Source organism: Paenibacillus sp. FSL R5-0744 (assembly GCF_037972555.1).
Taxonomy (GTDB): domain Bacteria; phylum Bacillota; class Bacilli; order Paenibacillales; family Paenibacillaceae; genus Paenibacillus_AQ.
Genome location: NZ_CP150228.1, coordinates 539,186 through 562,534, shown reverse-complemented (window position 1 = coordinate 562,534; position 23,349 = coordinate 539,186). Strand labels below are relative to the sequence as shown.

Genomic DNA, 23,349 nt, shown 5'->3' with positions numbered 1-23,349 from the left:
TGCAAAAGGATAACTCCTTATTTCTTACGAGCTACCGCTTCAATCTCAACAAGTCCGTCTTTAGGCAGACGCGCAACCTCAATAGCACTGCGGGCAGGATAAGGTTCTTTAAAGAAGGTGCTATAAACCTCATTAACGGCCGCGAAATCATTCATATCCTTTAAGAATACAGTCGTCTTTACTACATGGTCTAGTGTTGCACCAGCTTCCTCAAGAATGGCTTGTACATTGTTAAGCGCTTGACGCGCTTGTTCTTGTACGCCCTCAACCAAATTACCCGTTTCCGGATTCAGACCAAGTTGACCTGAAGTGTATACCCAGCTACCCGTGGTTATAGCTTGACTATAAGGACCGATTGCTCCGGGTGCTTTTGTTGTAGCTACTTGTTTTTTGCTCATCTTACTACCCCTCTCCATTATGCGCTGATCATTTATTGTCCATTGTAAGTCCTGTTCTCATCTTAATGCAAATTTATTAGAGACCCAAAAAGCTTAGCGTTTCCCAATCACATGTATCACTTCATTCGTATAAATATGTAATCCATGGGTATCCGCAGACGCAATGTTAACCATAGCTCTTGCGACTGTCGTACCAGGTATCGCACGATATTTAGCCGCCTTACCCACCATTACAAAATCCAGCGCTTTCATCAAACTGGCTCCGACTCTCTCCCCTAATCTGAATTCTTCACGTTGGCCTAGCAGCAAGGAGGGGCGAAATATATGCATACCTTGAAATCCAATAGCGGTTAAACCTTCTTCCGCTCTTCCCTTAGTCCGACTGTAGAAATTACGCGACTTCGCCTTTGCCCCTATTGAAGAGACGACCAAAAACTGTTTAACACCCTGTTCTTTCGCTATGGCTGCAGCATCAAGCGGATAGTGTAGATCGACTCGTTCAAACTTTTCTTGTGAACCCGCCTTTTTTATCGTAGTCCCTAAACAACAGAAGATGGAATGTACCCCTTCGAACGACTCCGTATAGTTTCTTAGGTTCTCCCAATCTACAACGATTTGTTTAAGCTTAGGATGTTCTATGGCTAACGGTGTCCGTACAAGCACCCTTACTTCTTCCCAGCTATCACGATTTAACAATTCCTCCGTAACCGCTTTGCCTACCAATCCGGTGGCACCTAATACCATCGCTATTCTTAACAAGGAATAACCCCCTTTTACTTCTATTCGTCCTTTAGAATACGACGACCTAGCAGAAACGCAAGTGCAATCATCAGCGTGCCTACTACTAGCTGCATACCGTATACCTGAGTCCATTGCGGCCAGTGCGCAATTTTTTCATAGAGCTGACCGCCAATAAGCGGACCAAAAAAGGATGATAACCCGGTAAGCGCCGCATATGTGGCCATATACATCGGCCGTTCTTTTTTCGGCGTGTCTCCAATGATAAAGTTAAAGGCCAGCTGGTTGAAACCGCCTACACCAACACCAAAAACGATATGGGCCGCGAATAAAACCAGCAGCATAGGCATCACAGACAAGAGTCCCCACATCAATGAGGACAACGCAATAATCGGCAAAGTAAAGAATAACAGTCGCTTATTGCTGTATTTCGCATTTAGATTGCCCCAAACGTAGAAGCTAGCCATCATAAACACGGTCTGGGACACATTAAGTAATGACAACGTTTCATAATTAATATGAAGTAACTGCAACATGACATAAGAGTATAGCGGAACCGTTAGGTTCTGCAACAACAGCCAAGCAGCCAGAAACAAGGTTGACTTCATAAATAATGTATCTTTAAGCGGTTTCTTAAACATGGGCAAAAATTTATGCTCTTCTGATTTCTCGAACGGTACATCCGGATAAAAAAAGAATACTACGACATTCGATATCGAGAAGATCCACACAACAATATATAGAATCAGAAAACCATGACCCCCGGGATAACGGTCCAGAATAATACCTCCGCCATACATAACCAAACTTCCAAGTGCATTCAGGACCGTGTTACGAATCCCAAAATAACGTCCACGTACCCGTGCGGGAACTAGATCACTAATCACAGAGCTCCACAACACACCACCAGCAGTATTGGCAATAAAAGCAGTAGTATATAAAGCAATAAATGCGATGACCCAATATTCTTTAGGAAAAATAAACGGGATTAGTCCCGTAGAACCCCAAAGTATCCTATGCAGACCGATAAAAGTAACCATAGCCCATTTGCGACTTGGCAGCTTCTGAATCAGAAAAGCTACCCCAATCTGTGCCACATTAACTAATGTAGTAAGCGCTAGCACAAATCCAATTTGGCTAGAGGAAGCTCCTAAATATAGTAGGAATCCTGTTAGGAACTGCCCTTGCAGCAGTACCTGAAAAATAGTTGACGGCACACCTTCCAGCGTAGCTATACGCAAATTTCTGCGATGCACTGAAGGTTTACGAACACGTTTTGAAACCGTAACCTTATGCTTATTTTCCATGTTGTCCATAGAGGCGGTAACACTCCTTTGATGCGGCATTGGCTTCATTCTACTCCGCATCAATCTACTGTCAATACGCCAAATCACCAAATAATATTGGAGCTTTACTCACTATCCACTTCAAGGGGCAAATAAAGCGAAAATCGACTCCCCTTCTCTTCCTTACTCTCCATAGAAATGAACCCGCCGAGCAATCTGGCCAAGTCATTACTAATAGAAAGTCCTAGTCCTGTTCCACCATATTTCCGGCTAGTCGTTCTGTCTGCCTGTTGAAAGGCTTCAAAGATCATGGCATGCTTCTCCGGTGCGATTCCTATACCACTATCCTCCACATCAAATACAAGCCAATGTTGCACGGCATCCCCTTCCCCACCTTCCTGCTCGTGGATATGCAGCGATACGTAACCTGTCTTTGTAAACTTAAAAGCATTTGAGAGCAAATTACGCAAAATCTGCTGTACGCGATGTGGATCGGAATGAATCATTGGAGGGACATTCTCATCCATGGAGATATTAAAATCCAGTCCTTTTTGTTTGGCCGTCACAGCGAACTGCATTGCCAGCAAATCTGGGATCTCGCTAACATTTAATTCTTCATTTATAATATCTAATCGACCTGCCTCCACCTTGGATAAATCCAGAATGTCGCTGATGATCATCAATAATTCATCACCCGAACGATGGATAATGGCTGCATACTCTCTTATTTCTGCTTCCGTAAGCAAATCATCATTTTCTTCAATTAATTGCGATAAATTAATGATGCTATTCAATGGAGTTCTAAGCTCATGTGACATATTGGCGAGAAATTCCGATTTGAATTGAGAAGCCATCATTAACTGATCAGCACGCTCTTCAAGATCAAGCTTGTTCTTATGTAATTCTTCAGTCTGAGCAGACAACTGTTCGTTAGCATGCTGGATCTGCTCATTCCTTAGAAGACCGAGTTGAAAATCACGGATAATTAATGAGAACAAAATACTTAAAATTAGCCCCGCAGGGAACGTAATTGGCATAATCTCTCTTATGTACTCTTCCACAGGGATAACGCCTAACGCCATAATGTTTATGGCATTCATAAGATTAACGATTAGAATAACGATCAGACCTTGATTCACAATACTGAGGGTTGAGCGTCTGACCCAGTAGCTAAGCGCCGCGCAAATAACTCCCAAAATAAAAAGATTTAGCATTCCTGCAACTGCTGCCTCTGTCACTCCAAAAGTTAACCTTGTAAGCCCCGTCCCTATACCGATCAATATAAGTGTGATGGGTCTAGGATACGCCAGCGTCGAGATGATTAAGGGTACAAACCGCAAATCAAAGATCACATGGTCGTCCAGATTATAACCAAAAAGAGTACTGATCCAACCAGCAAAGATCGCCAGGATCACCCAGCTCGCCTTCTTTATTCCTACACTTGCATTTGAAATGGTATGTTTATAGATCAGATTAGCCAAATAGGCCACGGCTATAAGAATTGCGGTATTCCCGAAAAATATTTTAAGATACCCCATAGTTTTGCTCCTACCTGCACAAGATAAATTACAGATTTCATCTCACAATAATACCATAGCTTAACCTTCGCACACCTAATTGTTGCATAGGAAGAGCGCAAATCGTATACGATTTGCGCTCTTCCTATGCATTTTATATTTGGGCATTGAGAGTATAAGCTATTTTGAATTAATCGCGGTAAGAACGTCCCCAGCTTTGATACTCTTTTTCCGCGTCTTCTTTCGAATGGCCATAACGCTCTTGTAGTTTACCTACCAACTTATCCTTTTCACCATCAATCACATCAAGATCGTCATCTGTAAGCTTGCCCCATTGCTTTTTGGCCTCGCCTTTGAGCTGTTTCCATTTTCCTTTAAACACATTGTTGTCCATTATATGCTCATCTCCTTAGCTGAATTAAGTAGGGTAGAATACTATCCTGTGTTATCGTTACATTACCCTGTCCTATTCGCCATGAATCTTACCTAATCTATAGAAAGTCACAATTTGTCAAATAATAGTTTAAAAAAAGGTATTCAAATCCTTTAAAATTTGATACAATCAATGTATAAATTAAACATTTAATTTTTTAAGTGATTTTTTTCACATGAGTTATTTGCTCTATGTGCTAGAATGCCCTCGGAGATGAAACAACATCATTAAATTTTTTTCTATTGTATGCCGATATATGTCATGATACTGTTAGAGTTTGGCTCTTCACCCCAAGATTAAAGTGACAAATATCATTTATAAAGTGATTTTTATCACTTCGCATTACTATTAAAATGTTTTACATTTTAATATATATATTTTAAACTATATTTTTGGAGGTCATAACAAATGAAAAAAACAACAGTAATCTTGTCGACTGCCCTTATCCTAGGTAGTTTGCTTGCAGGTTGTGGTAACAACACAGACAACACACCGGCGGCTACTAATGCTCCAACAGAAAACAGTACAGCAACTAATTCCACTAACACTGGAACTGAAGCGGCTAAGTACAAAGACGGAAATTACTACTCTGCTGCTGAAGTCGACGCTAAAACTGGCTGGCAGTATTATGCGCTTCTGACTGTAGAAGGCGGTAAGATTACTAAGGCTGACTGGGACGCTTTTAACGTAAATACTGCTGGTGACTCTAAGAAAAAACTTTCTGAAGATGGTAAATATGGCATGAAAGCTGGTGGTGCTTCTTCTGAATGGCACGAGCAAGCAGCAAAAGCTGAAGCTTTCCTGATTGAAAAACAAGATCCAGCAGCTATAACTTTAGACGCTGAGGGGAAAACTGATGCTATCTCCGGTGTATCTGTACACGTATCTGACTTTGTAAAAGCTGCTCAAGCTGCTCTGGCTGCTGGACCTGTTGAAGCTGGTCAATACAAAGACGGAGGTTACCATGCTGAAGGCGAAATGGATAAAGACTCCGGTTGGAAATCCACTGTTGACTTGACTGTTGCTAACGGTAATGTTGTTGCTGTTAAATTCAGTGGCGTAAATGCTGCTGGCGACGACAAGAAACAATTCTCCGTCGATGGTAAATACGGTATGAAAGCTGGCGGCGCTTCTGCTGAATGGCATGAAGAGATCGCAAAAGTTGAGCAATACTATCTTGAAAAAGGTACTGCTCCAGAACTTACAGCTGAAGGTAAAACTGATGCAATTTCCGGCGTGAGTATTCATGTTGGTGAATATTTTACACTTGCTGAAAAAGCACTCGAAGGCGCGAAATAATTTCGCATAACCTTCTGCAGTTAATCAGACGAATGAGGTGAATTTCTTTTGAAAAAAATAGTCATTTTGGGCGGCGGCTACGGCGGCGTACTCACGGCTAAGAAACTGGCAAAGAAATTTAAGAAAAACAAAGATGTTGAAATCACACTGATCGACCGGAATCCATATCACACTCTATTGACTGAGCTGCATGAGGTTGCCGCGAACCGTGCTCCAGAGGATTCAATCAAGATCGATCTAAAGAAAATCTTTGCTGGACTTAAAGTGAATGTTGTTCTTGACGAAATCAGCAATATTGATTTCAAGGGTAAGAAACTCAAATCCAATAAAACTACCTATGCGTACGATTACCTTGTAATCGGTACAGGTAGCAAACCAACCTTCTTCGGCATTCCAGGTGCAGAAGAGAATACCTTCTCCTTCTGGTCTTACGATGATGCGGTAGCATTGAAACGTCAAATCCGCGACATGTATACCAAAGCCGCTATGGAGAAAAATCCAACTGTACGCCGTGCAATGTTAACTTTCGTTATCATTGGTGCCGGCTTTACAGGTGTCGAGCTTGTTGGGGAAATGGCTGAGCAACGCGAGGAATTGTGCAAGGAGTTCTATATCGACCCATCCGAAGTAAGATTGATTGTGGCTGATATGGCTCCGAAGATTCTGCCTATCCTTCCAGATAAGCTGATTCAAAAAGCCGAAGCTCACCTTCGCAAGCTGAACGTGGAAATTGTAACAGGCGCTAAGATCACTGAAGTAGGCGAAGGTAGTGTTGCCCTTGGTGAGAAAAATGTTGTCGCTTCACAAACCATTGTTTGGACTGCAGGTGTTGAAGGTTCTGAAATCGTGGGTGGACTTGAAGTACAACAACAAGGACGCAAACGTATTGTTACGAATGAGAACCTTGAAAGTGTAGATCATAAGAACGTATATGTAGTAGGGGACAACATTTTCTTCATTCCTGAAGGTGAAACTCGTCCTGTACCACAAATGGTTGAGAATGCTGAACAAGCAGCTCCGATCGTTGCTGGTAACATTGCAGCTGACATTCAGAACACTGCTAAAAAAGCATACAAACCAGGTTTCCACGGTACTATGGTATCCATCGGTAGCCGCTACGGTGTAGCAAACGTTGGTTTGCCAGGCAAGTTCTTTATGCTTACTGGTTTTATGGCAATGTTATCCAAACACTTTATCAATATGTTCTACCTGTCTCAGGTTGTAGGCTTCAATAAAGTTTGGACTTACATGATGCATGAGTTCTTCCATGTTGAGAACCGTAAGAGCTTCTTGGGCGGACACTTCTCCAAGCGTTCACCTAACTTCTGGCTCGTTCCGCTTCGCATGCTGCTTGGTGGAATGTGGTTATATGAAGGTATAGATAAGCTACGGAAAATTTGGGTAGATCCAAACAAGATATTCCTAATTCCAGCCGCTCCTTTTGCAACGGATGCTTCATCAGCAGCCAGCGTAGCGGTGGATGCAGTTAAAACAACAGTAGATGCACAATCTGCAGCTTCAGCAGTATCCACTGCAAAAGAAGCGGTTGAAGCATTGCCAGTTCCTGGCTTCGTTTATAATATTACAAACTGGTTCATGGATTTGATGTTCTACAACAACGACGGAAGTTATACATTCCTCGCGAAATGGTTCCAAATCGGTATGGTATGTGCAGAAATCGTGTTCGGTATTATGCTTATCGTTGGTCTGTTCACAGCTATTGCTTCTATAGCGACGATAGCAATGTCCGTCATGATCTGGTCGACCAAAATGGCTTCTACAGAAATGTTATGGTATGTTGGTGCGGGTATCGCCTGCATCGGCGGATCGGGCAGCACATTTGGCCTAGATTACTATGTACTTCCTTGGCTTAAGAAACATTGGAAGAGAGTTCCGATCGTCAGACGATGGTATCTATACACCGACTGATTATAAAGCCCTGAATTCGTGTAATTTATTTTAAAGAAAATATGTAGATTGCATGTCAGTAAGCTAAATATGGATGTACTTCAGAGTAATGTGTCCCTAGGACACATTACTCTCCTTATTTACAAGAAGAAAATAATCTTCCTAATATCAGGAAATGGTCAATTTATTCTTTAATGAATGGTTTTGTAGGGATGATCAGGGGTATGGTTTCTTCCGGCAAAACCGACAAGAAGGAGAGAATCTTGTGAACAAACAACTCATAGAAGATACCCTCCGGTTGTTGCATACTGAAATGTCACCTATTGCCGGAATTGAGCTTAACCCCTCTCCGGCTGCATGTGAGCAGCTAATCTCGGTACTAGAACGCCATGATCTGGAATACAACCGCAAAGTCAATTTGCTGGGTATTTACACTATTCTCACTTTGGCAGCTGAGCGCCATATGGAATGTATCCCACATCATCCCGACCTTACACGCAACATTTTGGATGGAGATTATTTGTACAGCTTTTACCTTCAGTTTGCGGTGAAATGCCGTGAGCTCGACCTAGTTGCTTATCTAGCTCCTTCGATCAAAAAAATGCAAATTAGACGGTCAAATGGAGACTTCGCGGAACATGATCCAGCGGCTGGAATCGAACAATTCTTGATTCAAGAGTGCAGACAGCGCAGTCGCACAAGCAAAGCCATTTGACAGGTGGGATCTATAAGATGAAGCTGCATGAGGCCTTAAACATAGACATAGATGAAATTAATCGTGAAATCGTAAATCTTGTGGCACGAGATAAGGATGTTCCTAAGAAATCACAACTCGGGCAGAGTATTCTTGAGCTTATAAATTCTGGAGGTAAACGCCTCCGTCCTCTTATGGTCATTGTTGGCAGTCGTTTTGGCCGAAAGGATACAGGTCGAAGAGCGCTTCAATTAGCTGCTGCCGCTGAATTTATTCATGTTGCCTCATTAATTCATGATGATATCATCGACGATTCTGAGTTACGGCGGGGCAAACCCGCCCTACATACTAAGACGGGCACACTATCAGCAGTGCATATTGGCAATTATATGTCCGCTCGGGTTATCGAACTGTTAAGCAAATATACCGGAGACAAAAACAAATATGTTCATGACTTATCTTCTGTAGCTACTGCTCAGCTCTGTCTAGGTGAGTATCAGCAAATGGAACATGCTTTTGATTATGAGATTACAATGGAGCAGTATCTGGAGAAGTCCTTAAACAAAACAGCTCTTCTTATGGCCACCTGCTTACGTGTGGGTGCATTATCCACCGAAAGCTCAGAGGAAGTGGCCAACCTTCTGTATACCTTTGGCGAAGCCTTAGGCATGTCTTTTCAAATACAAGATGACCTGCTGGATTTCACGCAGTCTGAGGCTGTGCTAGGTAAGCCCGCCGGCAGCGATCTGCGTCATGGTCAGGTTACCCTGCCAGTGCTTTATGCATTACAGGATCCAAAGCTTTCGCCTGTGATTCGTTCAATCGGCCCTGATTCTTCGGATGCTGAGGTGGCACATGTGCTTGCCCTTATTAAGAGAAGCGATGCCTTAGCTCGCGCAGAACAGTTCAGCCAGAACTACCTAGATAAGGCTGGAGCGATTGTGCAGCAGCTCTCCTCCTATCCGGCGCATGCCGATCTGGATACACTGCTGCAATATTTTGCCGACCGTGATCGCTAAGGACCTGCTCTCGGAGCAATCAAAAACGGATACCCCCATTTACTTGGGTTGGTATCCGTTTTTTTGTGTACTTTAGCTAAACAAGCCGAACGTAGCGCAGCGCCCGTCAGCGTGTTTAGCTCTTGGAGAATAGTCTCTTAGGATTTGACGTTACTATATAGGGAAATCCTCCCTCTAAAAACCTAAATTCACATGGTTTATAGACCAATCAGCCAATTTAGAGGGAGACTTTCCCTATAACAAGATCTAAAGTCAATAAAGCTCGGTAATATAGGGAGGTTTTCCCTATAAGTCTGCCTTGGATTAGTTCAGCCCTCTCACACGGCTCTAGCCCCCCCCTCGCAGATGTCCACAAAAACAAAAAAGGAAAGCCGCGTAGCCAGCTTTCCGATCCCTTTGCCTACCCTCTTTTGGGTAGGCTGTTGTCTTTTGTTGTTAGCTTGGAGGCAATGCGCCATTGGTTAGGACGGAACGGAGTGGAATTTTGGAACTGTAGAAGCGTAGCGCTCGCCTTTATTCTCGGATTTCTACCGCAGACAGCCGGTTCAAATCAAAGAAATCCGAGAATAACAGCGATCGAAAGTCCAACATTCCACGCAGTGCAGCTTCCTAACCATACTCAACGATCAACGCTCCTAGCTAACATAAAAAAAATCAATCAGCGTACACAATAAAATCACTATGCTGATCACCTGATTCAAATTATAAGAAGCCACCTTCATCAGCTTACGATTCGATGGTTTTATAATCTTATGCTCGGTCATCAGGAGCAGCGTCGCAATTCCAATCCCCACCAGATAGATCCAGCCGAGATCACGCCATAAATATAGGAACAATAGCAGCATAATCATGATGAAATGTAGTCCTTTTGCAATGCGCAGCGCGTTCTCTAGTCCGAAAAAGCTAGGAATAGACCATAGACCATGCCGCCGGTCAAAGTCGATATCCTGAGTGCCGTAAATAATATCAAATCCGGCAATCCACAGCATAACAACAGTACCGATAACAAACGGTGTAAATGCGATATTTCCGGTTACAGCGAACCATGCGCCAATCGGTGCAGAAGCAATAACAAATCCTAAATATAAATGACTAAGAAAGGTAAACCGCTTCGTGTAGGAATAGGTTGATATCAATACGATAGCCACCGGCGACAAGATCAAGCAGAGCAAATTAAGCATACCTGAAGCCACAATGAAAATGGCATAGTTGACAATAACAAAGACAACAACTTCTTTTTCCGCCAGTAAGCGTTGAGGCAGATGTCGATGTGCCGTACGAGGATTCTGTTCATCGAACGTACGGTCCGCCAGCCGATTGAATGCATTGGCGCCATTACGGGCGCCTATCAATGCAATCAATCCCCAGATCATCACATGTCCTGATGGCCAGCCCCCAGCAGCCCACACCATCGAGATAATGGCAAATGGCAGCGAAAAAAGTGTATGAGAGAACATCACCAGTTCACTGAACATTTTAAGCTTTAGGCCTGCAGTTTTAAAAATGTTTAGAATAGCCATTCGTTTTCCTCTTTCTTCGCTACTTGAAATTCATCGTATTAGTCATTAAGCTCCGCAAGAACTTCGTTCAGGACGTTAAGCATCCCATCGATATCTTCTTCCGTAATAATCATCGGTGGCTGGAAGGCTAGTACATTGCGTCCTATGCCATTTTTACCGATTAGATAACCTCGGTCCTTCATCGCCTCCAGCACTTGATCTGTAAGTGCCGCTGCACCCTCAGCATCTACACCCGTTAGCTCCGCACCCAGCATTAGTCCAGTTCCCCGCACATCAACCATCAACGAAGGATAACGAGCTTGCAATGCCTTCAGACCTGCCTTCAATCGTTCTCCGAGCTGTACCGAGCGTTCAGGAAGCCGTTCATCTCGAATATAATCAAGCACAGCCAGCGCTGTTGCAGCAGATACCGGATTCCCCCCAAATGTGGAAGCTGAAGGACGGTTTAGAGCAAGGGCAATCTCATCGGTTGTAGCGAAGGCTGCAACTGGAATTCCGTTACCGAGTGCTTTGGCCATACTTATAATATCGGGTACAACGTCAAAATGCTCCATAGCAAACATTTTACCAGTACGTCCAAATCCAGTTTGGATTTCATCAGCGATTAAGAGTACACCGTATCTCTCTAACAATGCTTTTACATCACGGAAGTAGGTTCGGGTTGGCATAATCATTCCGCCGTTGCCTTGGATTGGCTCTACGATCATGGCAGCGATAGTATTCCCCTTCTCTTCAAGCACCCGCTCTAGCGACTCCAGGGATAACGATGCCGCTTCCTCCAGCGATAAATCCGGATGATAAGGGCGAGGAATAAACTCAACGTCATGATCCAAGTATTTATCGGTACGCCACATAGGCAGGCCTGTCACACTCATAGTTAGATTGGTACGGCCATGCAGGCCACTCTCCAGCGCTATAAACCCTTTACGTCCCGTATACATCCGAGCGAGCAGCAGAGCTCCCTCATTAGCCTCAGAACCACTGTTAACAAAGAAGGTCCGTCGTAGTCCACCCGGCATAACTTCTTCCAAACGCTCTGCCAAATCTACACTCGGTTGAGTTAGATAGATGGTTGTCGTGTGCTGCAGCTGCTGCAGTTGTTCAATCGTGCGTACTGTTATAGCCGGATTACAGTGACCACATGCGACTACGGATACGCCAGCGAAGAAATCCGTATAGGACTTTCCTTTTTCATCATAAACAAACTGCATTGAACCACGAACAAGCTGAGGTGCATCACGGTAAAAATGCTGTGTACAAGGATAGAAATATTGCTTACGTTTGGCTGCTACTGCTTCTCTTCCGATGAAGTCTTGTTGTTCCATGAAGGGTTCTCTCCTTTTTGTGAAAATAGTAACTTATTCATAGAGTCCTGTGCACCACTCTATCACTAGGCGATATTTATTTCCCATTAAAATGCAATTAGTTGAACTGTAGCGAGCCCAAAGTATAACCAGCATAGACCGGCTTAAGGCCGCCCAGCATGTCATCCCTGCTATCAGATCCGTTGATTGCCTGTTGATAAGAAACAATAATTTCACGTAGCTGTTCGACGCTATAGGTTGCTCCTTCAATACGGAAGCTTGATATCCCTAGTCCACTCATCTCATTCAACAAAGGTAAATAGCAAAGCTCTTTTGCGAATAAAAGATGGCAACGGCCGTGCTGATCACGATATACCGGATTCTCGCCTTGGTCTGTCTTTAGTACCAATACATTATTGTGTACATATTGATTATCCTCTTCAGCAATAGGCTCCATTAACTCCGTATTCTCATAAAGATCATGTTCCATATACATTAGTGCAGGTGTACCATGAACAACAACTTCCAAAGGCGTTTTGCAATGAGAGGCAAAGGTAGCAAAATGCTCTAGCGTCATTTCTGGCGATACCGAAAGCTGAGTTAAACCTAAGTTAGCATATAATTGCGCTGAAAGATGATTGTATACATTTAAGTTACTGTCCCCAATTAGCGGATAGCCTGTATTGTTATAACGACGAATAGCTCCTAAATTTGTAACGATAATACCGTCAATCGGCAAGCGTTCTCCGCCAAGCAATTGATCATATTGGTCAAAATGCAGCTCGGTCATCATCCGTGGTAAACCCAAGTAGATTTTGCTATCACCCTTTAGCTCACCCAGTTCCTTGATGTCACGCTTTGTAAAAGGTTTATCTGGTTCAAATACATCCCCTGGCAAGTACAGGCTATCTACACCAAGCTCTAAGACCATCCGTGCCTGTTCCATATTATTCACACGTACAGCTAACTTAGCTTTTGTCTTTTGCGGTTGCTCGACCTCAGCCAATCTTTCCCGCAACTGCTCAACTCGTTTCTCAGACAGCTCACGCTCTGCAGTTGGTGTACTGAATACTTTTCCAGTGCTATAGAATTTACCAGTTCCTTCATAACGGCGGTTAATGTTAGTCAGTCCTGGTTTGCCGAAGGCATACGCCGTCGAAAAGTCACGTTTACGGTTATTATAAAGCTCTTTCGTATCTACCGTACGATCAAAGCCAATCGGATCATCGATATACCGGTCAATGGCTTCGCCGTAGCTATTCGCCAGCATCACCATAAACTCCTTATCCCGCATGCGGCCCTCTATTTTGAAGGAGGTGATCCCTGATTCAATCAATTCCGGAAGATGCTCATACATAAACATATCTTTTACAGCTAGGGGGTATTCGGCCGGATATACATACCCGTCTTTTTTAACCCGATAATCCCAGCGGCATGGCTTCATACATTTCCCACGGTTACTACTCATACCGAATACATGGGAGCTGAAATAACAATTCGCACCGTGAACGGAGCACATATCCCCGTGAATAAAATACTCCAGTTCCATCCCACTCCGCTGACCTAGCAGCTTAGCTGTCTGTAAATCCATTTCCCGCGAAGTAACCACACGACTTACACCCAGATCACGCAATGCGTAGATCATTTCCAGATTGTGAACATTCATCATGACCGAAGAGTGAATAGGAAGATTAAGCTCCATCTCGCGAATTAGCTCCAGCACTGCCATATCCTGAACAATCAAGGCATCAGGACGAGCACCATCAAGGAAACGCAAATATTCTTTAGCCTCTTCCACATCTTCTTCACTAAATAGGTTATTCACTGTGATATACACTTTTTTGTCTAGACGGTGAGCAATATCTAGTGCCTCTACGATCTCCTCATGAGACAGATTATATCCTTTACGCATCATTCTCATATTCAATACAGGTCCACCAAAATAAACTGCATCACATCGTGCCTGGATCACTTCCTTGAAAATCTCAAACGTGCCTGCGGGTGCTAATAATTCAATCTCTCTACCATTAAAATAACGTGCCATTCAAGTTCCCTCCCAAGTTGATACTCTCCATACAAGTTGTACTTTACACTAAAGCTACTGCAATCCCCATTACAATAAACATAGTAATAAAAATAGTATCGAATATGCCCCACCTTAGGCGGTGATACTGGCTACGCGGAGCATCCATACGAAAGCCACGAGCTTCCATGGAATATACCAGATCCTGCGCACGCCTAAACGCACTAGCGATAATCGGAACCAGCAAGGACACTAACATTCGCCCCTTTTCCTTTAAAGGTAGCTCCTTCAGATCAGCACCCCGTGAGGCCTGCGCTTTCATGATAATCTGCGATTCATCTAGAATCGTAGGTATGAAACGAAGGGAAATGCTGATCATCAGTGTGATACGGTCGGGCTTCAAGCCAAACTTTTTGAATGGAGCCAAAATCCCCTCCAGCCCTTGATTCAGCTTACCCGGCGTTGTGGTGAATGTAAGTAACGCCGTGAAAGTGATCAGAAAGAACATGCGGATGACCGAAAATGCGCCTAATCTTAGCCCTCCCTCATAAATGGACCACGAACCAAGCGTCAGCACCGCCTCACCCGTCTTCACAGACAGCAGCTGTACGATAAAGATAAATAGCATTAAATACCGTAAAGGCTTAGCTGCTTTCAGGAAGTATTTAAGCGGAATCCGCGTGGAAGCCATAACCGCTATTGAGAAAATAGCCAGCAGCGCCATAGCCATCCACGAACGGGAGAGCAGGATAACAGCTACGTATAATAGCATTCCGGTGATTTTGGCACGAGCATCTAGCTTATGCACCCATGAACCGGTCTCAATACTGCGCCCGATGATTAGCTTCTCATTCATGGTCATCCCTCTTTCCTTCGTGCTGCTCGCTAGAGTTGCCTGATCCAGATGGCAGCGAAGCGATTAGCTCTGCTAAGCTCTCTGCCGTTAAGCGAGGAGCTTCATCCGTAAGACCAAAGCGATCAGCTACTGCACGCCAGTAACGAAGGGACTGCGGAACCGTCAAGCCACACTGTTCCAGAATCGAAGGGTCATCAGCCAGTGCCTTTACGCTGCCTTGAAATGCCGTACTGCCCTCTTTAAGGACAAGCCAGTTGTCCGCGTAAGGCAATAACTCATCCATCCGATGCGTGACGACGATGATCGTTCTCCCCTGCTCACGGCATAAACGCTCCAGCAAGTGGATTAGTTCTGCACGGCTGATGGGATCAAGCGTAGCCGTCGGTTCATCCAGAACGATGACTTCAGGGTCCATAGCTAGTACGGAGGCGATAGCTGCCTTACGCATTTGCCCACCGCTCAATTTAAAAGGATTCCGCTCTAGCAGCGCCAGATCCAGCCCCATATCCAACATGGCCTGTCTTGCGCGTGCCTTTGCCTCTTCGAGGCTCATGCCAAAGTTAAGAGGACCGAAGATAAGATCCTTTTCGACCGTATCTTCAAACATTTGCTGCTCTGGAAATTGAAATACCAATCCGACTCTACGGCGCAGCGGCATCAGCTTAGGTGATTTCTCCCCCGCCTGGATGGTTACATCAAGTACTTTTACCGTCCCCTCCGTTGGTTTCAGTATCCCGTTAAACAACTGCAGCAGTGTCGATTTACCAGAGCCTGTCGCCCCAGCAATACCAACCATAGAGCCTGTTGGAACACTGAGGTTAATGTCGCGGAGCGCTGTCAGCTTCCATAGGCTTCGGTCAGCATAGGAATAACTTACTTGCTGTAATTCTATGGCCATAACGTGTCTATAAGCTCCTTTTCACTGGCGGGAACATCCACATGGATGCCCTGATTCTGCAGCTCGCGTGCAAGACGCCAAGGATACGGCTCACACAGATGGCATTTTTGCAGAAGCTCCTCGTCCCAGAACAGCTCCGCCGGTGTAACATCAGCAGCTAAACCACCTCCATGCAGCGCAAGCACCCGATCCGATGCCAAAATCTCATCTGCATCATGCGTAATCATAAGGATCGTATACTTTCCTTCCGCTCGCATATCTTGCAAAATACCAAGAAGATCATTTCTGCTTCCTTCATCCAACATAGAAGAGGCCTCGTCAAAAATGACGATGCCTGGTTCCATAGCAAGAATGGAGGCGATAGCGACACGCTGCTTTTGGCCTCCAGACAGCTCACCTGGGTGTTTGGACAGCAGATGATTTATTCCCAGCCTCGTCGTATAAGAGTGTAGCCGCTCAGCCATCTCTGCGTACGACAAACAAAGCCCTTCCAGGCCGAATAAGATATCTTCCTCTACAGTGGCTCCAATAAACTGATTATCTGGATTTTGGAACACCATACCGATGCATTGCCGAATGCTTCCGATCGTTTCCTCACTCAGTTGCATACCACTAACCACAATCTCGCCAGCACTCTTAGGCAGCAAAGCATTTAGTAGCTTAACTAGCGTAGACTTCCCGCAGCCATTGGGACCAACCAAGCTAACCCATTGTCCCTGAGAAATAGATAACGTTATATTTTGAAGAATCGGATGCTCAGGATCATAACCAAACGATACCCCATCCAGAGAGATGATAGCTTGTCCTTCTCCCTCTAATTCTTGACCTTCATATGATTCATTCATGTTAGTCATCCTTCCGCTGATGTGACTAATCAGTCCAAAAACTCTTCAAACAACGATATTTTTGACAATGAAGCCACCAAATAACGGACTGCATAGCCCACGGCAATTCCTGTTACTACTCCAGTGATTAGCAGCATGGGAAGATAATAAAAAATACTAAGGGATGAGAATACCATAGAAGCTGCCAGCAGCTGACCGATATTATGTGCAATCCCACCAGCTATACTAATGCCGATCAAGCTTATACTCTTGCCTTTGCCACTAATCAGCATTAACACGAACATTACAACAAAGCTAAACAGCGAACCAAATAAACTGAATAGTAAGCTTGAAAAAGTACCTAGCAAAAATGCAGTAAGCAACGTTTTGAGGATGACAAGCAGGAATGCGTCCCGTCCACGTAAAAAGTAAATACAAGTCAAAATCATAATGTTAGCTAATCCTAGTTTAGCACCCGGCACCAGTCCCATTCCTGACAACGGAATCTGCGCTTCTATTAGACTAAGCACTACTGCCACTGCGGCGAAAATCGCAATAATTACCGTTCTTTTTAAAGCTGTTGCAGATTCACTACTGGACATAGGCATCTATATCATCCTCCCCCGACGCACTTGTGATTTCCACTAATACTCTATGCGGTAGACAGACAATCGTCTGTTTGGGCAGGGTAATAAAACCAAAACCTAGGCATACTTGATCCGGGCAGTCGGCATCGTACATTTCAATCCCGTAATCATGCACCTTCAAGAGGTTATAGCCACGTTCGGTACGAACCTCAATGGTTTGTTCTTCTTTTGTAAGCTTTACCGTTTTAAATAACTCGCCGTCCACCGTTACATTGGCTACGAGATTTTTACCGGCCCCACCTTTATCATCATTGTCCGAAAACCATCTCGGTGCGAGAAAAGCGAGCGCAGCAATCAACACGATGGAAATCAACCACACATCTGCGCGTTTCATAAAAATCTCCCTTATTTTTTAATTAAAATCCAGACTTATTAATTATAACGGTCTACCCTCAATCCTTCAATCAATGTTGGGGTTTAATGTAAGTTTTAGAGACCAGTTCACAAAATAGGCACGCAAAATAACCCCCACAGCCCCATTTACTCTGGCTTTCTAGCTTTTCCGAATTAATCCACAAATAATCCAGCATACGATATATTCAAATCAAACGCTTTCTCTCGCTCTGCTTGTTCCCCTTCTAAATCAAACAACCCTTATCTTGGAATTCATTATTATATTTGCCTTTTAAACAATACTGTGTTATATTTATATCGTATTTGTTTTTCGATATATTGAATATCCCCATCAAGAAGATGTCAGGCCGACTATTTTACACTTCGGCAATTTGGACACAGAGGCTTCATGTTTTCTTGCAGAAACTTTCCTTTTTATGAGACTAAATTCGAAATATAGCATTCCGATTCACACTGGCGCGGTCAATGGAGCCGCAAGGGCAAAAGAGAGGTAGGGCTTTTGTCGTATTGGAAGGATTATTCTCGCCACACGGCTGCTGGAAATAACAAGGAATTAAGACACCCGTTACTCACGAACGGCGGGGGATGAATATAACGAAAAAGCATGGCTGTACGAACCTTACATAAGGACACATGCCATGTGTGGAAAAATATAGGCGCCCGATAACCGCTACCTAGCGGATATCGGGCGCTGTCTACGTTCAGGGCATCTAATTTACATACTGATTCACAAAAGCTGTTACTACGTTTATATACCCCGTCTTATCCATGTCATAAGCTAACCCATGCCCTGCTTGCGGCACTACGAACTTCTCTTTGGGACTCTGACATGCCTCATACAATTCATTCATCATACTATACGGTACAAAGTTATCTGCATCCCCATGAATAAATAGAATCGGCACCTTCGCCTTCCGCACCTGTTTCAAGGCAGATGCTTCACTAAAACCATACCCTGCTTTCAAACGAGTAATTAGACTCGCACTTTGAATAAAAGGGAAACTTGGCAAGCGATACATACGCCGTAGTTGGTAGGCTAATTGTGCTTTAACTGAGCTGTAAGCACAGTCCGAGATAATAGCTTTGACCTGCGGCGGGAGATTTTCACCTGAGGTCATTAGCACTGTAGCACCACCCATAGAGACCCCATGAAGCACAACTTGAGCACTGGGCCCAGTCTTTTCTATTATATATTCAATCCACTGCAAATAATCCTTGCGCTCATGCCATCCAAAACCAATATAATTCCCAGCGCTTTCCCCATGTCCCCTGGCATCGGGAATCAGGATATTAAAGCCCATTCTCTCGTAATAGATTTTGGCGTACGCCCCCATATCCTTCCCTTTTCCAGAATAACCATGAGCTAGAATCGCCGTACGACCTTCAGCACGATCCGAAAGGAGCAAGTACCCTCTTAGTTGTAGCCCGTCCTCAGATGTAATCTCCACATTCTCAAAGCTCTGACTGGAGATCCAATTCTTCCCCTCACCCCAAGAAGCCCCGGCAACCGGGGGATCAACCTTCAGATCACGATTATTACTCAGGAATTCCTTCGGTGCTCGTTTAATAGCAATTCCATAAAAGAAAAAGCCCGCATAGATCAGAGCTCCTATGACGATGACAGCGCTAATGAAGAACCATACCAATTCATCTTCCCCGTCCTTTCCTCATATCCGTTGTAAATCAGTATAACATCTACTTAGAATGCGCCAAAATATAACAATCATAACAAAAGAAAACCGCCCTCGGAATATGTCCCGAAAGCGGCTTACTATTCTTCGGCATAGCTTGTGTTCAAGCTACAATCACCGTTTATTATTTCTTGCTCGAGAATCTATTTCTCATTAGCAATCCAATAAGTGCAAAACCTAGACCAGTTACATAATAAGGGACTGAACTTGATTCTCCCGTTTTTGGAAGTTCATCCACAGGTGGATTACCTAGCGGGATTGTATCATCCACTACAGCAATATCCTTTGGTGACGGCGTTGGTATTACTGTCGGTACTGGTGCTAATGGAATCTCCTCATCATCAACAAGTACCTCTGTGTTGCTCGACGGTGTTGGCGTTGGTACTGGTACTGGAGTCGACGAAGCTACAGGACCCAGCGGCACAGGATCATCATTAACAACGATAGTACCAATTACAAATGATGGTGTTGGTGTCGGGAACACAGGAGGCTCCGGCGTTGGCGTCGGTGTTGGCGTTACTTCTGACGACGGTGTCGGTGTTACTTCTGACGACGGTGTCGGTGTTACTTCTGACGACGGTGTCGGTGTTACTTCCGACGACGATGTCGGTGTTGGCGTTACTTCTGACGACGGTGTCGGTGTTGGTGTTACTTCCGACGACGGTGTCGGTGTTGGCGTCACTTCCGACGACGGTGTCGGTGTTGGCGTCACTTCCGACGACGGTGTCGGTGTTGGCGTCACTTCCGACGACGGTGTCGGTGTTGGCGTTACTTCCGGCGACGGTGTTGGCGTTACTTCCGGCGACGGTGTCGGCGTTGGTGTCACGATCGGCGTTGGCGTTGGTGTCACGATCGGCGTTGGTGTTGGTGTCACGGTCGGCGTTGGTGTTGGTGTCACGGTCGGCGTTGGTGTTGGCGTCACGGTCGGCGTTGGTGTTGGCGTCACGGTCGGCGTTGGTGTTGGTGTCACGATCGGCGTTGGTGTTGGCGTCACGGTCGGCGTTGGTGTTGGCGTCACGGTCGGCGTTGGTGTTGGCGTCACGGTCGGCGTTGGTGTTGGCGTCACGGTTGGTGTCGGTGTTGGTGTCACGGTCGGCGTTGGTGTTGGTGTCACGGTCGGCGTTGGTGTTGGTGTCACGGTCGGCGTTGGTGTTGGCGTCACGGTTGGTGTCGGTGTTGGTGTTACGGTTGGTGTCGGTGTTGGCGTCGTTCCTGGATCATCACCATCGTATGGATGGTGGTGAAATTCACCACCACCAGTACCAGTGAGCGAAGCCGCCACGAATGTTCCGTTAACCTGACCATTAATAAAATCAACATCAGCGTAGGGAGCAAGCACACTCCCCATTACATTTATTCCTACCATATCAAGATATGTAGCTTGACTAAAGTTAAACAAAATTTTCTTGCTGTTCAATGCGCCATTAGGTAGGAATGCGAAATTTTTCATTTTTACGCTTGAACCATCAATGTTAATAATTGCAGTAGATCCGGAAGGAACATTAATTGTGAATCCGTGATTAGTAGAGACGTTATCTCCTAAAACATTAAAAACATTGACCACAGGGTCTGTGCCTGTCAATGTAAGACCGCCATATTCATACTTTGTTGTTCCATTGGCTTCTATTGCTGCTAGTTCAGCTGATTTATCCTTCAAAGACTGGCCTACGGCCGCAAAGTCAATCGGGTTTCCCGTAGTTCTGGTTCCTCCGCTATTAATCGTTACATTACCTGCAAAGCTTCCCCCATGCACGATATTCCCGTAAACAGAGCCATTGTTGAAAGTAAGATTCCCTCCAACAACAAGTGTGTCAGTGAAGGAGATCTCAGCAGCACTTAGCCTATCACCAACGCTGTAGTTGGTTAAAGTAACATTACCTCCAGCAGCAAATCTTCCCTCCGTATCCGAAAAGGTTGTAACATCCCCTAGGATAAACACATTGTAGTTTCCAGCAATCCCGAGTGTAGTAGAACTAGCATTAACAGTCCCGGCTCCCAAAGAGGAAAGACCACTACCTACTATCAAAATCCCCGCTAATATTAGTGCTAGCAGCGGTTTCATTCTTCTTTTCAAAAAGCACACCTCCTAAATCTATGATTTATATTTAATCAGAATAATTACCAGAAACTCTAAAAGACCTAACAACAAAAAAGACCGCCAAAAAAGAAGTGGAATTCCCTTCTCATGGCAGTCGGACGGTCATAGCGCATTTAAGACACTTTAGACTCCTGGACTTTGCGTCCCACCCTTTCAGGCGGTTTGCTATTATCATGATAATATATGTATTGACTTGCAGATTAGAACTAGCATTTTAAGCATCCTATTAAATAATAGTCTATGACTTTTAATACTTTTGAACTAATAATAGTTTAGCGCTCCATCCCCACAATTGTCAATCAATTCCTTTTGATATTCATACGTGTAAGCAAGCACAAAAAAAGCGCCTAAAGGCGCTTCACACAAAGGTTTTCCTTCAATTATAAAGTAACTTTATATAGCCTAATATCGATATCCATAATGGAATACTTAGAATCAAACCAAATACCATTCCACGGCGGAGACTTCCTTCCTCATTCATCCTAATTCTCCCTTTATATAAGTCTGAAGCATTATTTTTTATTATTACAATTTTAATATATTTTATTCCTTCTAATTTAGTTGTGAATTCAATCACATTGGACTAGCTGTTTAGAAATACCATTGATTATTTTTGGAATATCGGGGTAGAATACGAATATACGTTCCCATTAGAGGTGATGAGATTCATGAATAGAGCTGAAAGCAGGGACAACATGCTGGTGAAATCTTATTTATTGCTTCCGATGATTTTATCAGCTTTCGAACGGGACTCCGCCATTCTATCTGCACATTTACGAACACCCACCCCCTATCTGGAGGTTCTTGAAACAGCCGCAGCAGTTGCTACAACAGATCTAAGAGATATTCGTTCAGAGATGAGAAAACGGGGAATCAAGGTTTATGAGCAGAACAAACTTAACACGGGGATAGAAGCCAAATTTATATGTCGTGGATACCATGAACGAATGCTGCTGTTAAACGACATTGTCGCTGCCCAAGCTGCCATTCATATGCGCAGATATCTCGGTCTGGATATTTCATCTTTTAAGAGCTATGAAGAGCAATATCAGATTAAGTGAAGTAGCGAAGAAGTTGCCCCCCCTCCCCCATTTAATTAGCGAACAAAAAAATAGGCCTTACCATGGGAGTTGGCAAGACCTGAGAGATTTATACCACAAAACACTGGGGGGTGTTTGGTGACTTCAATATATACCTTGAACCTGAAAATAAGATGATGCTCACATGAAAATTACATTAAAAAACTTCAATTCGTCGCTTAGGCTATCCGCTTGATAGTTAGCCACGAGTGCTTTGAACAAATTGTTTCAAAATGATATAGTGAATTCGTTCTCACAGGATGACTTGATAGCAGGTTGTAAAACATAATAAAGTCGGGACCTGAGTACGGAGCGACAACAGGCGTTTGCCTTTTCGTTGAATATTTTCTGAAGGAGGGTAATAGCCCATGAGTGATGAAATCTGTATACCACCTGGCATTCAGCAGAAGGACACTAGCTTTGGCTACACCTTGTCTATCATTAGTGGTAAATATAAAATGACTATTCTCTACTATCTCTCTGAAAACAAGATCGTGCGGTTCAATGAACTGCAACGGGGTATCGGCACAATACCTTTTAAGACGTTAAGCGTTATGTTGAAAGAACTGGAAGCCGACTGTCTCGTCAGGCGCGAGGAATTCCCCCAGATCCCCCCTAAAGTTGAGTATTCCTTGACCGAGAAGGGCCAATCGCTTATTCCGGTGCTGGATATGATGTGCACTTGGGGAGAGAAAAACTTCGTTCCAGCCGCGCAAGAGATAACCATACCTTTTACGATTTAACGACAACTTATGACAAAAGC

At 44.2% G+C, this 23,349-nt stretch carries 21 protein-coding genes and 1 riboswitch; of the genes, 6 read left to right on the top strand and 15 right to left on the bottom strand.

All coding sequences use genetic code 11. From position 1 onward, the window contains the following. Positions 1–17: 17 nt before the first annotated feature. The 5 genes from MKY19_RS02515 to MKY19_RS02495 all read right to left on the bottom strand — a co-directional run bounded on the left by MKY19_RS02515 (position 18) and on the right by MKY19_RS02495 (position 4,333). The gene (locus tag MKY19_RS02515; RefSeq protein ID WP_042184517.1) at positions 18–398 is read right to left on the bottom strand and encodes a RidA family protein; all 381 of its coding nucleotides are present in this window, start codon (positions 396–398) and stop codon (positions 18–20) included. A 93-nt stretch (positions 399–491) separates the two neighbouring features. Beyond that, positions 492–1,157, bottom strand: coding sequence for an oxidoreductase (locus tag MKY19_RS02510; protein ID WP_339800050.1), 666 nt, complete (start codon positions 1,155–1,157; stop codon positions 492–494). A gap of 20 nt (positions 1,158–1,177) precedes the next feature. Next, a complete protein-coding gene (locus tag MKY19_RS02505) occupies positions 1,178–2,452 on the bottom strand; it encodes an MFS transporter (RefSeq protein WP_339800048.1) in 1,275 nt (424 codons plus the stop codon). A 95-nt stretch (positions 2,453–2,547) separates the two neighbouring features. Then, positions 2,548–3,960: an ATP-binding protein gene (locus MKY19_RS02500; protein WP_339800046.1), complete on the bottom strand. Its 1,413-nt coding sequence runs from the start codon at positions 3,958–3,960 to the stop codon at positions 2,548–2,550. Between the two features lie 169 nt (positions 3,961–4,129). Continuing rightward, complete coding sequence (locus MKY19_RS02495; RefSeq protein WP_042184513.1) at positions 4,130–4,333, bottom strand: CsbD family protein; 204 nt, start codon at positions 4,331–4,333, stop codon at positions 4,130–4,132. Between the two features lie 447 nt (positions 4,334–4,780). On the opposite strand from MKY19_RS02495, the gene MKY19_RS02490 reads away from it, so the two are divergent. From MKY19_RS02490 to MKY19_RS02475, 4 genes are all read left to right on the top strand, one after another. Then, positions 4,781–5,671 carry an FMN-binding protein gene (locus MKY19_RS02490; RefSeq protein ID WP_076285940.1) on the top strand — a complete coding sequence of 297 codons (891 nt, stop codon included), beginning with the start codon at positions 4,781–4,783 and terminating at the stop codon, positions 5,669–5,671. A gap of 48 nt (positions 5,672–5,719) precedes the next feature. Beyond that, entirely contained in the window at positions 5,720–7,600 is a 1,881-nt protein-coding gene (locus MKY19_RS02485; protein ID WP_042184509.1) for an FAD-dependent oxidoreductase, read from the top strand. Between the two features lie 244 nt (positions 7,601–7,844). Beyond that, entirely contained in the window at positions 7,845–8,294 is a 450-nt protein-coding gene (locus MKY19_RS02480; protein WP_042184507.1) for a hypothetical protein, read from the top strand. A gap of 17 nt (positions 8,295–8,311) precedes the next feature. Next, on the top strand, positions 8,312–9,292 hold the full coding sequence (locus MKY19_RS02475; RefSeq protein ID WP_076285941.1) for a polyprenyl synthetase family protein: 981 nt from the start codon (positions 8,312–8,314) through the stop codon (positions 9,290–9,292). 635 nt (positions 9,293–9,927) lie between these two features. On the opposite strand, the gene MKY19_RS02470 is transcribed toward MKY19_RS02475, so the two are convergent. The 10 genes from MKY19_RS02470 to MKY19_RS02425 all read right to left on the bottom strand — a co-directional run bounded on the left by MKY19_RS02470 (position 9,928) and on the right by MKY19_RS02425 (position 21,483). Next, positions 9,928–10,812, bottom strand: a complete 885-nt coding sequence (locus MKY19_RS02470; RefSeq protein WP_339268475.1) for a UbiA-like polyprenyltransferase — start codon at positions 10,810–10,812, stop codon at positions 9,928–9,930. A 38-nt stretch (positions 10,813–10,850) separates the two neighbouring features. Next, a complete protein-coding gene (locus MKY19_RS02465; protein ID WP_339268474.1) occupies positions 10,851–12,137 on the bottom strand; it encodes an aspartate aminotransferase family protein in 1,287 nt (428 codons plus the stop codon). Positions 12,138–12,234: 97 nt separating this feature from the next. Next, positions 12,235–14,160: a U32 family peptidase gene (locus tag MKY19_RS02460; protein WP_339800039.1), complete on the bottom strand. Its 1,926-nt coding sequence runs from the start codon at positions 14,158–14,160 to the stop codon at positions 12,235–12,237. A gap of 43 nt (positions 14,161–14,203) precedes the next feature. After that, positions 14,204–14,995 (bottom strand): energy-coupling factor transporter transmembrane component T, encoded by a 792-nt coding sequence (locus tag MKY19_RS02455; protein ID WP_042184497.1) that lies wholly within the window; start codon positions 14,993–14,995, stop codon positions 14,204–14,206. Next, positions 14,988–15,893, bottom strand: a complete 906-nt coding sequence (locus MKY19_RS02450; protein WP_339268470.1) for an ATP-binding cassette domain-containing protein — start codon at positions 15,891–15,893, stop codon at positions 14,988–14,990. Before MKY19_RS02450 ends, MKY19_RS02455 begins: the two co-directional genes overlap by 8 nt. Beyond that, the gene (locus tag MKY19_RS02445; protein WP_339800034.1) at positions 15,884–16,738 is read right to left on the bottom strand and encodes an ATP-binding cassette domain-containing protein; all 855 of its coding nucleotides are present in this window, start codon (positions 16,736–16,738) and stop codon (positions 15,884–15,886) included. Before MKY19_RS02445 ends, MKY19_RS02450 begins: the two co-directional genes overlap by 10 nt. Before the next feature lie 29 nt (positions 16,739–16,767). Continuing rightward, positions 16,768–17,325 carry a Gx transporter family protein gene (locus MKY19_RS02440; protein WP_042123757.1) on the bottom strand — a complete coding sequence of 186 codons (558 nt, stop codon included), beginning with the start codon at positions 17,323–17,325 and terminating at the stop codon, positions 16,768–16,770. Further along, positions 17,309–17,698 carry a NusG domain II-containing protein gene (locus MKY19_RS02435; RefSeq protein WP_042184493.1) on the bottom strand — a complete coding sequence of 130 codons (390 nt, stop codon included), beginning with the start codon at positions 17,696–17,698 and terminating at the stop codon, positions 17,309–17,311. The genes MKY19_RS02440 and MKY19_RS02435 overlap by 17 nt, the downstream gene beginning before the upstream one ends. A 730-nt stretch (positions 17,699–18,428) precedes the next feature. Further along, on the bottom strand, positions 18,429–19,364 hold the full coding sequence (locus MKY19_RS02430) for an alpha/beta hydrolase (RefSeq protein WP_339800029.1): 936 nt from the start codon (positions 19,362–19,364) through the stop codon (positions 18,429–18,431). A gap of 169 nt (positions 19,365–19,533) precedes the next feature. Beyond that, the gene (locus tag MKY19_RS02425) at positions 19,534–21,483 is read right to left on the bottom strand and encodes a choice-of-anchor A family protein (RefSeq protein WP_339800026.1); all 1,950 of its coding nucleotides are present in this window, start codon (positions 21,481–21,483) and stop codon (positions 19,534–19,536) included. A gap of 110 nt (positions 21,484–21,593) precedes the next feature. Continuing rightward, a riboswitch (cyclic di-GMP riboswitch) is annotated at positions 21,594–21,684 on the bottom strand. A 491-nt stretch (positions 21,685–22,175) separates the two neighbouring features. On the opposite strand from MKY19_RS02425, the gene MKY19_RS02420 reads away from it, so the two are divergent. Beyond that, complete coding sequence (locus MKY19_RS02420; protein WP_339800023.1) at positions 22,176–22,568, top strand: hypothetical protein; 393 nt, start codon at positions 22,176–22,178, stop codon at positions 22,566–22,568. A 386-nt stretch (positions 22,569–22,954) separates the two neighbouring features. Further along, positions 22,955–23,329, top strand: coding sequence for a helix-turn-helix domain-containing protein (locus MKY19_RS02415; RefSeq protein WP_042184482.1), 375 nt, complete (start codon positions 22,955–22,957; stop codon positions 23,327–23,329). Positions 23,330–23,349 lie beyond the last annotated feature (20 nt).